Genomic DNA, 13,935 nt, shown 5'->3' on the forward strand with positions numbered 1-13,935 from the left:
AGCAAGCCGGCGTCTTCTGCGCCATCCGTGCCTGCCGATGCCCGGCGAGACGAAAGAACATGACCGCAGTTTCAGCCAGTCTTGCCGATGCGCTGCTGGCATCAGCGTCAGATGCCATCATCGCAACCGACCGTAACGGCCTCGTCACTTTCTGGAATCCCGGTGCTGTGCGAATTTTCGGCTTCTCGTCCGATGAGGCGATGGGGCAACCGCTCGACTTCATCATTCCCGAAAATCTCAGGGCGCGCCATTGGGCTGGATATCGGAACACGATGGCAACCGGTGAAAGCCGCTATGGCGAGGGGGATCTGTTGTCGGTTCCGGCGCTGACCAAGAGCGGCCAGCGCATCTCCGTCGAGTTCACGATTGTCTTGTTGCGCGACGAACGCGGTCTGCCTGATGGAACGGTCGCCGTGCTGCGCGACGTGACCAGGAATTTCACAGAGAAACTCTCTTTGAGGCGCGAGGTTGCGGAGCTTCGACGGTCCACCTCCAGCAGGTGAACCGTCTCCGCCGTCCATTTCTGAAAATCTGATCTGATTTGACACCGTTCGGAACGAAAGGATAGCGTTCCGGCGACGTCATTTCCGCGACTCCAGCCGCGCGCTGGCATCCAAAATCGACGCACGTTGCGTTGCAAAAACCGCATCCCGGCTGGACGGCTGGGCAAAAGAATGTGCAGGACTATGATGACGATCAGCCCCTGCGGACAATTGGAAAAGGCCCTGTAGCGTGAGCGAGAATATTGTTGCGGAGACAGCGGAGCGGATTTTTGCGGATCTTGCGGACGCACAGAACATCAACGGCGCTGCGAATGATACCTGGAAGCAGCCACTGTGGAGCGCACTGACGGATGCGGGTCTGCCGCTGTCTTGGGTGCCGGAGGATTGTGACGGCTCCGGCGCGAGCCTCGCGGATGGTTTTGCGGTTGCGGCTTCCGCCGGAAAATTTGCGGTGCCCGTTCCGCTGGTCGAAACGATGCTGGCGGGCTGGCTGCTGGCGCAGGCGGGGCTTCCCTCGCCCGCCGGCAAAATGACCGTTGCCCCGGCGCGGCCGCAGGATCGCATCGCCCTCAACGTCGATGGCACGCTCAGCGGACGGCTTCGCGGGGTGCCGTTCGCATCCGAGGCCGCGCATATCGCGGTGATCGCACAAACTGCGAAGGGATACTCCATTGCACTGGTGGAGGCATCGGCCTGCCGGATCGAGACCGGAGAGAGTCTCGGCAATGACGCATCGGACACCGTGACGCTCGACAATGTCAGGCCGCTTGCCGCAAAGCCCGCGTCTGCGGGAGTGACGCACACCTCGCTGATGCAGATGGGCGCGACCGTGCGCAGCCTGCAGATCGCTGGTGCGCTGGAGACGATGCTGGAGATCACGGTGCGCTATTCGAACGAGCGTGTGGCGTTCGAGAAGAAAATCTCGAAGTTCCAAGCCGTACAGCACAACCTCGCGCGGCTCGCGGGCGAAGTCGCCGCCGCCGTCGCGGCGGCAGGGTCAGCCGCCGACGCGATCGCGAACAGCGCGTCATTCGACGACGCGGTGTTTCTCGAGGTTGCATCGGCCAAGGTCCGCTGTGCGGAAGCAGCCGAGAAAGGCACCGCGATCGCGCACCAAGTGCATGGCGCCATCGGCTTCTCGATGGAGCACATACTGCATCGCTACACGCTGCGCGCGCTGGGCTGGCGCGACGATTTCGGCCACGAAAGTTACTGGGCCACCGAGCTTGGCAAATTCGTCGCCGCCCGAGGCGCGGATGAGCTGTGGCCGCTGGTCGCGTCGCGGTAATCAAACCACAATCGAGTTTTCAGGAAATATAAGATGACCGCAGCGCTTCGTTTCGACCAGATCCGTTTGCCGGAAGAATGCGAGACGCTGCGGCGCGAGGTGCGCGCGTTCCTCGCCGAGGAGATCGCCGCCGGCACCTTCAATCCGCATGAACCGCAGCGCGAGGACACCGACATTCCGGAGTTCAGCCGACGGGTCGGCGAACGCGGCTGGATCGGCATGACCTGGCCGAAACAATACGGCGGCCACGAGCGCACCTTCCTCGAGCGCTATGTCGTCACCGAGGAGATGCGCGTCGCCAATGCGCCGACCCGCCGCTTTTTTGTCGCTGACCGCCAGAGCGGCCCGGTGCTGCTCAAATACGCCAACGAGCGGATCAAGATGGACATCGTGCCGCGGATCTGCCGCGGCGAAGTCTGTTTCGCGATCGGCATGAGCGAGCCGAACTCCGGCTCCGACCTGTTCGCCGCCAAAACCAAGGCCACCAAGACCGACGGCGGCTGGCTGATCAACGGCACCAAGATCTGGACCACCTCGGCACACATGGCCGACTACATGCTCGCGATTTTCCGCACCTCGCCGCCGACCAAGGAGAACCGCCGCCACGGCCTGACCCAGTTCCTGGTCGACATGAAGACGCCCGGCATCACCGTCAATCCGATTGAGCAGATCAGCGGGCTGAAGGAATTCAACGAGGTCGTGTTCCAGGATGCGTTCATGCCGGACGATCACGTGCTCGGCGAAATCGACGGCGCATGGAAGCAGGCGACCAGTGAACTGGCCTATGAACGCAGCGGACCCGAGCGATTCCTTGAGACCTACTACGTGCTGACCGAACTCGTGCGTGCGCTGGGACCGAACCCCGACACCCGCGGTGCGGAAGGCATTGGCCGGCTCGTCGCCCAGCTTCACACCATGCGCCGCATGTCGGTATCGGTCGCAGGCATGCTGCAGGCCGGCAAGGAGCCCGTCGTCGAGGCGTCCATCGTCAAGGACATCGGCACCATCTGGGAACAGCAGTTGCCACACCGGGTGCGCGACCTTGCCGCCTTTATCGATGCCGACGCTTCGAATCACCACACGCTAGAAGACCAGCTTGCCTTCGCCATCAAGATCGCACCCAAGCTCACCATCCAGGGCGGCACCACCGAAGTGCTGCGCGGCATCATCGCGCGCGGACTCGGGCTACGCTGAGATAACAACAACCATTGAACGAGGAAAATCAATGAGCGGCTTTACCGATATCGGCGTCGAGAAACATGGCCACGTCACGCTGATCGAAATTCGCCGGCCGCCGCTGAATTTTTTCGATCTTTCCCTTATCCGCCAGATTGCCGATGCGCTCGGACAGATCGACAACGACATGGACAGCCGCGCCGTGGTGCTCGCCTCGCAAGGGAAAGCGTTTTGCGCGGGCGCGAACTTCAACCGGCCTGCGGGCTTTGATGGAGACGCCGCCTCCGGCGACGGCACCACCGGTGACCTTTACCGTGAGGCTGTGCGTATCTTCAGCAACAAGAAGCCGATCGTTGCAGCCGTCCAGGGCGCGGCCATCGGTGGCGGACTTGGTCTTGCGGTCTCGGCAGATTTCCGCGTCACCTGCCCCGAGGCCCGCTTCGCAGCAAATTTCACCAAGCTTGGATTTCACCCCGGCTTCGGCCTCACCGTGACACTTCCCGAAGTGGTCGGAAAGAACAACGCCGCGCTGATGTTTTACACCAGCCGCCGCGTGACCGGTGAGGAAGCGTTCAACATGGGATTGGCCAACGTGCTGGTGCCGCAGGATCAGGTGCGCGACGAAGCGTTCAAACTCGCACACGAGATCGCAGAAAATTCGCCGCTGGGATTGATGTCAACACGCGCAACCATGCGTGCGGGATTGGCGGATCGCGTCAAGGCGCAAACCGATCATGAACTCGCTGAGCAAACGTGGCTGCGCGAAACCGAGGACTTCCAGGAAGGCATCAAGTCGACCGCAGAGCGCCGCGCCGGCAACTTCAAGGGGCGGTGACGCGTCCCTTAGATTCGTCCATCAGTTCCAAAAGCCACGCAAGGCTGACGCCGAGGCCGAGCCCAATCAGCAAGCTGGTGAGCAGCACACCGATGGGAAACGTTCCGCTCGGCTCAAGCGGTGCTCTCGCCCGGCTCAGTATCCTGGCATTTGAGCTGTCAGGTCGGGGTTGTCCGCCAAGGTCGCGAGACCGGGCCAGCACCGCCTGATAGGCAACCCGGCTCGCCTCCACGTCGCGTTCAAGCTCCTTGAGACGCGCGACAGTCTCGTTGGATTTCGTCACGTCCTGTTTCGACGTCTCAAGACGGCTTTTGAGCTGCGTTGCCGACGCGCGCGCCCGCTCCAACTCGCTCGTGGCAGACTGAACAGCCCCTTGGAGTGACTGATCCAGCAGCCGTTTTGCTTCGTTAGCCCGCATCCGCGCAATGATGAGATCGGGATGGCGGGGCCCAAGCGTCTCGGACAGATCGAGCTCAAGTTGCTTCGCCGCGGCGTAACGATTTCCGAGCGCGCCGACGGCTCCGCCGCGAGCCGTGTCGGGAATGCCTCCGGCTTCCAGAATCTTTTTGGCACGCTGAAGCTGGTTGAGCGTCGATCGCAGACCGGCGACCTTGGCCTCGGCAGCGGTCATCTGGCCGGAAATCTCGTTCATCTGCTTCTCGGCATTGGATGAACCGGTCGCGACAACCGTCTGGTTCTCACCGCGAAACTTCTCATAGCGTTGTTCCGCGTTCCGCACGCGGGACTGAAGCGTTTCCAGCCGTGGGCCGAGAGATGCGGCGGCGCTGGGCGATACTCCCTTGCGCGCCTGCGCCTGTTCCTCGACATAGCCATCCATTACGGCATTGGCGACACGAGCCGAGGTCTCACGGTCCGGTGTGACGACGTTGACGTCGACGGCATGAGAGCCGGGATTGCGCACGATGCTGACCGCACGGTCGAGCTGGCGCAGCGCCATCGCGTGCCGATCGACGGCAGGAGCAAGCCCGACGCCGGTCAGAAGCGTGGAGAGAATGCCCCTCGATTTGCCGCCAAAGAACGGGGCACTTTCGAGTTTCTCCTGCGCGATGACCCGATCGTAAACACTGCGCGATGTCATGACGTGGATCTGGTTTTCGACGCCCGTCGCGTCCGCGTTACCCGCTGCTGCCGGAGCCGCGCCACCGCTGCTAACCTGGGCTCCCGGCAAGTCGAGCAAAATCCGGCCGGAAGCGACATACTTTGGAGCCGACAGCAGAATCCAGGCAAGGCAAATACCGGCACACGCAAGCGTCACGGCGGTAATGAATGCAGCCCGGCGGCGCAACATCGCCGCGATGCCGTCCACATCCAGGGCGGGCGCCTGAACGCGCGGCAGGTACGCGTCGTGCCTGTCGCTCTCGGATATCGCCATGCCAACAACCTTACGCAGTACAATCCGAGAGCCAGTTTAGCCCCTCTCCGCACTCCCTGGGGAGACATCTTTGTTCAATGATTGAACAAAATCTGCCCTCAGACCGGGCCGCAGAAGGCACCCTGCGCCAAGTGACTGGAGCCACAAACGCCGCGATGAGCAGGATATGCGCGTCAGTCCGCGAATTCGATAAAGATCGGCTGATGGTCCGAAGCCGCGGTCTTGGCGTCCACCTCGATGTGGCGAATCCGGCCGCTCAAATCCTCGGTCGTGAAGATGAAATCGCGGCAGTCGGGCCCGTCTGACCATTGCACGCGATCATATAACCCACATGTCATCGCGTGAGGCTGGCCGGGATGACAGGTCGACCACGCATCGCGATAGTTCAACCCCGCACGGGCTGATTCATTGATCAGCGCGTGCTGGGGGTCCGAGACATCGAAATTGAAGTCGCCGCAGAGCAGGCTCGACGCTGCCAGTGTCTGGGCCGCATAGGGCTCGTTGTATGAACCGCTTGCCTTGGCGCTCGTCGATGCCTCTTCCTGAAGATCGAGCAACCGCTTGATCTGCGCTTCGCGCTGATCGGCAGAATGATACTCGAGGTGGGTGTTGACGACGCGCAGCGCACCGAACGCGGTCTGAACCGTCACATCAAGCGCGTGACGCCGCATGCTGCGGACAGCGCTGGCTCCCGGCCACGGCAACAGATGATTGGAGATCTGCATCACCGGCAAACGCGACAACGTCATGTTTCCGAACCGGTGCGTTCGTCCGTCGTTATCGATAGATTCAATTGCCGGACGAAAGACCGGCACATATCCGGGCAGCAGGGATGCCAGCTGCGCGCTTTGATCGTCGCCACCGTCGAGATTGGCAAAATTGTCGGAGACTTCCTGAAAACAGTAGACGTCCGCGTCAGCCAGCTCCTTTGCGACGGAGACGATGCGCGCAAGATCGGTCACGCCATCGCAGCCCTTGCCGCACTGAATATTCCAGGTCAGCAGCCGCATCAGCGAATGCCCGCACGCATGAAAGATTGTACGAACTGCCGCTGGAACAGCAGGAACGCAATCAGCAGCGGCCCCATCGTCATCACCGTGGCTGCCGTAATGATCGACCAGTCCACGCCGGTCTCAGGGGCACCGAACACAGCAAGGCCTACGGTAAGTGGCCGGCTTTCCACCGAGTTCGTCACGATCAAAGGCCACAGGAAGTTGTTCCAGTGATAGCTGACAGACACGAGGCCGAAGGCCACGTAAGTCGGTCGCGCCAGCGGAACGTAGACCTTCCAAAGGATCTGCAGCGGCCCCGCACCCTCGACACGGGCGGCTTCCACCAGTTCCTGCGGTACGCTCTTGAACGTCTGCCGCAACAAAAAGATGCCGAACGCGCTTGCGAGGTATGGCAGCGCAATCGCGGGGATCGTGTCGAGCAAGCCAAGCTTCCCGATCATGCGATAATTCTCGACGATCAGTACGTCCGGCATGATCATCAACTGCAATAGCACCAGTGCGAAGGCGATCCCACTTCCACGGAACGTGAAACGCGCGAAAGCGTAGGCCGCAAGCGTCGAAAGTATCAGCTGACCGATCAGAATGATGACGACCAATACGACCGTGTTGATGTAGTACCTTCCGAACGGCGCCTGATTCCAGGCGCGCGCGAAGTTCTCCAGTGTCCACGGCGCAGACAGACTGAACGATGTCGCGTAAGCCGCTGGATGCAGCGCACTCCAGAATGCGTAGACCAGCGGCGCAAGCCAAAGCAGCGCCAGCAGCCATGCGGCAATCGCCTCAAGAGGATGCGTGCGGCCGTTCATTGATAATGAATCCTGCGATCGAGGTAGCCGAATTTGATCAATGCGACCGCGCTGAGCAGAACCAAGAGCACCACCGTCAGGGTCGCAGCGTAGGCAGAATCCTGGAACGTGAACGCGACCTCATAGATGTAATACAGCAGCAACGTACTGGCGTTGTTGGGCCCGCCCTTCGTCATGATGACGAGATGATCGACCAGCTTGAACGAATTGATCACCGCGTTGATTGTCACAAACAACGTCGTCGGCATCAGCAACGGGAAGGTAATCCGACGGAAGGTGTACCAACGGCTTGCGCCTTCGACTGCGGCGGCCTCCTCCAGATCCGGCGACAACTGCTGAAGCGCAGCCAGATAGAAGATCATGAAGAATCCGGCTTCCTTCCAGATCACCATCACGACAAGACAGCTCATCACTGTGCTCGGATCACCGAGCCAGTTCCAGCCCGCAAGCCCGAAAACCCCGCGCAACTGATCGAGCAGTCCGTAATCCGGCGTGTAGAAAAACAGCCAGATGTTCGCGACCGCGATCATCGGCAGTACGGTCGGCGTGAAGAAGGCAAGCCGCAGAAAGCCGCGGCCACGCATGTTGCGATTGACCCAGATCGCCATCAACAGCGCCAGAGCTATCGACGTCGGGATGGTGCCCAGCGCAAACCAGAAATTGTTGACCAGCGCCTTCCAGAAAATCGGATCGGCAGCCATCGCATGATAGCTCTCCAGACCGACGAAAACTTCCGTGCCGTTCCGGCGCGTAATAAAGAACGAATGCCGGATAGTCGCCAGGATTGGATAATGCGTGAACGCGATCAATAGCACCGCGGCTGGCAACAGCAGCAGCCACGCGTTCACAGCATTCCACCACGCGTGCGACTTCGGCCTGCGTGCGGCAACTGATAGTGTGGCGGCTTGATCTGTCATCGGACAATTGACCGGATGGCGGCGAACCGCCACCCGGTCTTTTCTCTACTTATAAGCGCGCAGCACGCGATCCGCCTGCTGTTGCGCGGCCGCAAGCGCTTCTTGCGGCTTTTGCGTGCCCGTCACCGCAGCCTGAATGGCGTCGTTGACGAACTTGTAGATACGGCCGTTCTCGTGAACCGACAGCTCAGGGACAGCATGTTCGAGCTGATCGCGAGCGACCAGAGCTGCGGGGAAGCCCTTCGCATAAGCCTCCATCGCCGGCGTCTTGTAAGCCGCGGGCGAAACAGCAGCATATCCGGTCTTGATGCTCCATTCGGCCGCGCGCTCAGGCGTCGTCATCCACTGGATGAACTTCACCGCCGCCTTCTGCTGCTCGGGCGAAGCGCCCTTAAAGATGTAGAAGCTGCCGCCACCGGTTGGCGAACCACGGCGTTCCTTGGCAGGCAACATGGCGACACCAAAGTTGAACTTGGCGCCGTCCTTCACCGCGGTCAGATTGCCCGTGGTGTGCCACATCATCGCGGTCTTGCCTTCGAGGAAATCGGTACGCAGCGTCGCCCAGTCGATGCTGCCCGGAGGCATCACCGCCTGCTTGCGCGACAGATCAACCCAGTAATCCAGCGCACCGACGGTCTTCGGCGCGGTGAGATAGACCTCATTGCCCGCCTCGTTCATTAGTCTCTGGCCGTTTTCGATCGCCAGGGCCTGAAGCATCCAGTAGCCGTAACCCGTCGTCGGAATTTCGACGCCCCAGCGCGTGGTGTTGCCGGATGCATCCTTCTTGACGAGCTTCTTGCTCATCTCGGTCATTTCACCCCAGCTTGCGGGCGCCTTTTCCGGATCGAGACCCCCTTCCTTGAACGCGTCCTTGTTCCAGTACAGCACGATGGTCGACCGCTGGAACGGAATGCTCCAGGTCTTGCCGTCGACCTGCCCGTTCGCCATGAACGCCGGATAGAATTCCTTGAACCACGCCTTGTCGGCAACGAGGTCGTCCATCGGCACGATGGCTTTTTCATCCATCAGCGTAAACACGTCGGTCGAGAGCAGCACCGACAGCTGCGGCGGCTGGCCGCCCTTCATCGCCGTCATCGCCTTGGTCATCGTATCGGTGTAGTTTCCGGCATAGACCGCCGTCACCTTGATGTCCGCGTTTTCCTTCTCGAAACGCGCCACCATGTCGTCGATGATCTTGGTCACCGGGCCGCCGACCGCGACAGGATAATACATGGTGAGATCAACCGCAGCCGCAGGCCGCGAACCGAAAGACAGAGCCGCAAGCGCAGCCGCCGCAAGCATCGTTCGTGTACGGAATTTCATACTATCCTCCCCTTGTTATCGTTTGACTGTCTGATGCACCGTTACGGCCTCAGACAGCAGCAACCCTCTTCGTCTCACCGGCGACGGATTCGATCCGCCGCTCTGATGCCTTGTCGAACTGATGTTCAAAACCCGCATCCCAAACGAGCCGGATGTCGTCTCCCGGCTGTAATTTGCAGAATCCGTCCTGTCGCACCGAAACCGGCTGCCCATCGATTTCACAGAGAATGATGCTGTCAGCACCGAGATGCTCGACCGCCTTTACGCGCGCCGGATGACCGTCATGCGACACGACGCGAATATGTTCTGGACGAATGCCGAGCAACCGGTCGCCTTGCGCAATCAGATTCATCGGCGGCGTCCCGATGAAGCGCGCTGTAAACGCGGTTGCCGGCCGATTGTAGAGCTCTTCAGGCGTGCCGTTCTGCTCGATGCGACCGTCACGCATCAGCACCACGCGATCTGCCATGGTCATGGCTTCGGTCTGATCGTGAGTCACATAAACCATCGTCATGCCGAGGCGCTGCTGAAGCGAACGAATTTCGGTGCGCATTTCGTGGCGCAGCTTGGCATCGAGGTTGGAAAGCGGCTCGTCCATCAGGCAGACTTTCGCCTCCGCGATAATGGCGCGTCCAAGCGCGACACGCTGACGCTGGCCGCCGGAAAGCTGCGACGGTTTGCGCTCCAGCAGATGGCCGAGACCAACGATGTCCGCGACACGCTTGAGCCGTGCATCCCGCTCCGCGCGAGACACGCGGCGAACGCGCAGGCCAAACACAATGTTCTCCCCGACGCTCAGGTGCGGAAACAGGGCGTAGGACTGAAAGACCATCGAGATCTTGCGCTGAGCCGGCGTCAGATGCGTCACGTCGGCTCCGCCGATCGTAATGGTGCCGCCGTCCGGCTGCTCGAGGCCGGCAATCAATCGCAAGGTCGTGGATTTGCCGCAACCCGATGGCCCCAGAAGAACCAGCAGCGAACCCTGATCCGCCGTGAGACTCACGTCGTCAACGGCGCGCATCGGGCCCCAGTTCTTGGAGATATGATCGAGACTGATCGCCGACATGAACCTACCCGGTCCGGACAAATTGGGAGATACGAGAGCCTCTCCTTGTGCACGGGCATGCGCGCCGGACGATCCCGCTGGTCCGAGACTGCCACAACCGGCTCACGTCAAAAGAACGCTTCGCTCCCGTCCAAGGCAACATCCAAAAGCTCTCCATATGTTCATTCGAACATAAATCTTGATCAAACGAAATAAGAAATTGCGCGTTTCTGGTTCGGATGATAATATTTCAATCAGATACATGCTCAAGATGACAAACAAGCGACAGACGCTGATCCTCGAAATCGTGCGCGAAAAGGGTTTCGCCTCGATCGAGCACCTTGCTGCGCATTTCAACGTGACGCAGCAAACCGCGCGCCGCATCGTGAACCAGCTCTGCGATCAGGGTTTGTTGCGCCGCATCCATGGCGGCGTCGGCTTGCCGGTCTCGAACCAGAATCTGGCCTATGAAAGCCGGCAGGGGCTGAACTTCGAAGCCAAGCGGCAGATCGCCCAGGCGGTCTTCAATTTCATTCCCGACGGCGCGTCGATCATGATCGGGCTCGGGACGACGCCCGAATATGTCGCGCGGGCGCTCGCGGACCGCAAAAATCTGCGCGTCATCACCAACAATCTCAATGTGGCGTCTGCGTTCGCACGCAACCCCGATGTCGAGATCACGATCGCCGGCGGAACACTGCGCCCGCTCGATCGCGACATCATCGGCGACGCGGCTGTGCGCTTCTTCTCGCGCTTCAAGGTGGACGTCGGGATATTCGGCGTCGGCGGCATCGACGAGGAAGGCACGTTGCTCGATTTTTATTCCGGCGAGGTCCAGGCGCGCCAAGCCATCGTCGCGAATTGCCGGACCGCCCTGCTCGTCGCCGACGCCAGCAAATTCGGCCGCAGCGCCACCGTCCGCGGTGGACACGTCAGCGACTGCCATCATCTTTTTACGGACAAGCCGCTTCAGGCTGATTTTCAACGGATCGCCGAACAATATGGCGACAAGATCCGCGTCGTGGGCGACGGCCGCGTGCAGGCCGCCTAAACTCCTTTCGGCGCTCTAAGGGGACTCGATCATGACCCTGGCCATCAACCTGATCGACCTTGCCGGGTTCATCGCCTTGCTGCTGTGGGGCACCCATATGGTGCAAACCGGCATCCAGCGCGCCTTCGGTTCGAAGTTGCGCGCGATCCTCGGCAGCGCCTTGCGGAATCGCTTTCGCGCGTTCCTTGCAGGCATGGGTGTCACGGCAGTCCTCCAGAGCAGCACCGCAACCGGATTGATGACGGCTGGTTTCGCAGCGGGCGGTTTCATGGGGCTGGTGCCCGCCCTCGCCGTCATGCTTGGCGCCAATGTCGGGACGACCTTGATCGTCCAGGTTCTCTCGTTCGACGTCACACTGGTCGCACCCGCCCTCGTCCTGATCGGCATGCTGATGTTTCGCAGAGATTCGCGGACGCAGGCCCACGATCTTGGCCGCGTGTTCATCGGTCTCGGATTAATGCTCCTTGCGCTGCGCCACCTCCTCGATCTCATGACGGGCTACGAGAGTTCGCCGACCTTGGCCGCGCTGCTGGGCCTTATCTCGTCATCATGGTTGCTGGATGTATGTCTTGCGGCCGCATTGACATGGGCTGCCCATTCGAGCGTCGCCATCGTCCTGCTGATCATGTCGCTGGCGACAAAGGGGATCGTACCTCCGGATGCCGCCTTTGCGCTGGTACTCGGCGCAAACATCGGAACGGCTATCAATCCCCTGATTGAAGGCCCGGCGGGAGACGACCCGGCTGCCAAACGGCCCGCGCTCGGGAACCTGATCGGCCGTCTTGTCGGCGTTGCTCTCGCAATCGGTTTTCTGGGGCCGATCAGTCAGTTCATCATGGCGATAGAGCCAAACAAAGCGCGCGCCGTTGCCGACTTTCACACGCTTTTCAACCTCGCCATCGCGGTGGTGTCACTGCCACTGCTGACACCTTTTGCATCGCTGCTTCGCCGCTTGCTTCCTGACCGAGCTGATCCGGCCGATCCGGCGCGGCCGCTCTACCTCGACCCCGCGGCAAAGGAGACGCCCATCGTTGCTCTCGGCGCAGCTTCGCGCGAAGCGCTGCGTCTGGCGGACGTGCTGGAAGAAATGCTGCTGGGGGTCAACGCCGGGCTCGCAAAGGGAGACCGCCGGCTACTCGTGGAAATCCGGCGGCGCGAAGATATCCTCGACAAGCTTAACATTGCGATCAAGTCGTACCTGACATCGCTCGATCCGGACGAGTTGAATGAGACGGATCAGCGTCGCCTGAATGAAATTCTGACGTTCACAATGAACATCGAACAAGCCGGCGATGTGGTGGACCGCAATTTCCTGCCGCACGCTTCCAAGCGGCTCAAGCGCGGCCTTGTTTTCTCCCACGAGGAGCAGAGCGATCTGACTGCGATGATCGCGCGACTTGCGGTCAATCTCAAGACGGCGGCTTCGCTGTTCGTCACCGAAGACCCGCGAACTGCACGGCTGCTGGTCGATGAGAAGGCCGTTTTCAGGGATGCAGAAACAAAGGCGACCGCTTCGCATTTCGACAGACTCAGGGACAGCGATCTTCAGACCGCCCAAGCCAGTTCGATCCATCTCGATCTGCTGCGCGACATGAAGCTGATCAATTCGTACATTGTCGCCGCAGCTGCATATCCCGTGCTGGAGCGCACCGGAGCGTTGTTGCCAAGCCGGATGACATAAGCCTCGCTGGTTTGCGCCAGCAGTACGATGCTCGTCGACTAGCGCTCGACGAACGCCTTTTCGATCACGAACTCGCCCGGCTCGCCGTGATTGCCTTCGGTAAAGCCTTTGTCGAGCAACAGTGTACGAGTGTCCTGCAACAACGCGGGGCTGCCGCAGATCATGACGCGATCATGTGCAGCCTCGAGTGGCGCGAGACCCGTATCGTTGAACAGCTTGCCTGACGTCATCAGATCGGTGATCCGGCCGCGATTGCGGAACGGGTCGCGGGTGACCGTCGGATAGTAGATCAGCTGGTTGCGCACCAGTTCGCCGATCAAGTCGTCTTTCGGCAGATGCTCATTGATCATCTCCCCATACGCCAGCTCGGCGACATGGCGACAACCGTGCAGCAATACAACCTTTTCGAACCGGTCGTAGGTTTCCGGATCCTTGATGACGCTCAGGAACGGCGCGAGCCCGGTTCCGGTACCGACCAGATAGAGATTCCGGCCATCCTTCAGATTGTCGATGACAAGCGTGCCGGTCGCCTTGCGGCCAACGATGATCTCGTCGCCTTTCTTCAAGTGCTGCAGACGCGAGGTCAGCGGCCCGTCCGGCACCTTGATGGAGAAAAATTCGAGCCGGTCCTCGTAGTTGGCGCTCGCCACACTATAGGCACGCAGCAGCGGCTTCTCGCCGACCTTCAGGCCGATCATGGTGAATTCGCCGTTCCGGAAGCGGAACGACGGATCGCGTGTGGTGGTGAAGCTGAACAGCGTGTCGGTCCAGTGATGGACGCTGAGGACGCTCTCCTGATTGAAGTTGCTCATGTCGCTCGATCCGGTGTGCGGGTCTGATCGCGGGGCAAAATCAAAAAACGCAGAGACAGATTGCCTCGCCAAATTTCATTTGTATACTAATG

13 protein-coding genes are annotated in these 13,935 nt (G+C 60.6%); 6 read left to right on the plus strand and 7 right to left on the minus strand.

Annotated features, from left to right (window positions below):
• Positions 1–59 precede the first annotated feature (59 nt).
• From HNQ36_RS03875 to HNQ36_RS03890, 4 genes are all read left to right on the plus strand, one after another.
• Positions 60–503, plus strand: coding sequence for a PAS domain-containing protein (locus HNQ36_RS03875; RefSeq protein ID WP_184082600.1), 444 nt, complete (start codon positions 60–62; stop codon positions 501–503).
• A 229-nt stretch (positions 504–732) separates the two neighbouring features.
• Positions 733–1,791 carry an acyl-CoA dehydrogenase family protein gene (locus tag HNQ36_RS03880; protein ID WP_184082601.1) on the plus strand — a complete coding sequence of 353 codons (1,059 nt, stop codon included), beginning with the start codon at positions 733–735 and terminating at the stop codon, positions 1,789–1,791.
• Between the two features lie 33 nt (positions 1,792–1,824).
• The gene (locus HNQ36_RS03885; protein WP_184082602.1) at positions 1,825–2,985 is read left to right on the plus strand and encodes an acyl-CoA dehydrogenase family protein; all 1,161 of its coding nucleotides are present in this window, start codon (positions 1,825–1,827) and stop codon (positions 2,983–2,985) included.
• Between the two features lie 31 nt (positions 2,986–3,016).
• Positions 3,017–3,802 (plus strand): enoyl-CoA hydratase/isomerase family protein, encoded by a 786-nt coding sequence (locus HNQ36_RS03890; protein WP_184082603.1) that lies wholly within the window; start codon positions 3,017–3,019, stop codon positions 3,800–3,802.
• Here the strand turns inward: HNQ36_RS03890 and HNQ36_RS03895 are convergent.
• The 6 genes from HNQ36_RS03895 to HNQ36_RS03920 form a co-directional block, all read right to left on the minus strand.
• On the minus strand, positions 3,789–5,195 hold the full coding sequence (locus HNQ36_RS03895; RefSeq protein ID WP_184082604.1) for a GumC family protein: 1,407 nt from the start codon (positions 5,193–5,195) through the stop codon (positions 3,789–3,791). The two genes, HNQ36_RS03890 and HNQ36_RS03895, sit on opposite strands and share 14 nt — an antisense overlap.
• Positions 5,196–5,368: 173 nt before the next feature.
• A complete protein-coding gene (locus tag HNQ36_RS03900) occupies positions 5,369–6,205 on the minus strand; it encodes an endonuclease/exonuclease/phosphatase family protein (protein ID WP_184082605.1) in 837 nt (278 codons plus the stop codon).
• On the minus strand, positions 6,205–7,014 hold the full coding sequence (locus tag HNQ36_RS03905; protein WP_184082606.1) for a carbohydrate ABC transporter permease: 810 nt from the start codon (positions 7,012–7,014) through the stop codon (positions 6,205–6,207). Before HNQ36_RS03905 ends, HNQ36_RS03900 begins: the two co-directional genes overlap by 1 nt.
• Positions 7,011–7,931, minus strand: a complete 921-nt coding sequence (locus HNQ36_RS03910; RefSeq protein WP_210311895.1) for a carbohydrate ABC transporter permease — start codon at positions 7,929–7,931, stop codon at positions 7,011–7,013. Before HNQ36_RS03910 ends, HNQ36_RS03905 begins: the two co-directional genes overlap by 4 nt.
• Before the next feature lie 45 nt (positions 7,932–7,976).
• On the minus strand, positions 7,977–9,254 hold the full coding sequence (locus HNQ36_RS03915; RefSeq protein WP_246395236.1) for an ABC transporter substrate-binding protein: 1,278 nt from the start codon (positions 9,252–9,254) through the stop codon (positions 7,977–7,979).
• A 49-nt stretch (positions 9,255–9,303) separates the two neighbouring features.
• A complete protein-coding gene (locus HNQ36_RS03920; RefSeq protein WP_184082607.1) occupies positions 9,304–10,320 on the minus strand; it encodes an ABC transporter ATP-binding protein in 1,017 nt (338 codons plus the stop codon).
• 241 nt (positions 10,321–10,561) lie between these two features.
• On the opposite strand from HNQ36_RS03920, the gene HNQ36_RS03925 reads away from it, so the two are divergent.
• A complete protein-coding gene (locus tag HNQ36_RS03925) occupies positions 10,562–11,350 on the plus strand; it encodes a DeoR/GlpR family DNA-binding transcription regulator (RefSeq protein ID WP_184082608.1) in 789 nt (262 codons plus the stop codon).
• 31 nt (positions 11,351–11,381) lie between these two features.
• Positions 11,382–13,031, plus strand: coding sequence for a Na/Pi cotransporter family protein (locus HNQ36_RS03930; protein ID WP_184082609.1), 1,650 nt, complete (start codon positions 11,382–11,384; stop codon positions 13,029–13,031).
• Positions 13,032–13,069: 38 nt separating this feature from the next.
• Here the strand turns inward: HNQ36_RS03930 and HNQ36_RS03935 are convergent, their stop codons facing one another.
• Positions 13,070–13,843, minus strand: a complete 774-nt coding sequence (locus HNQ36_RS03935; protein ID WP_184082610.1) for a ferredoxin--NADP reductase — start codon at positions 13,841–13,843, stop codon at positions 13,070–13,072.
• Between the last annotated feature and the right edge of the window lie 92 nt (positions 13,844–13,935).

The sequence above is a fragment of the Afipia massiliensis genome (genome assembly GCF_014203115.1).
In the GTDB taxonomy this organism is placed as follows: Bacteria; Pseudomonadota; Alphaproteobacteria; order Rhizobiales; family Xanthobacteraceae; genus Afipia; species Afipia massiliensis.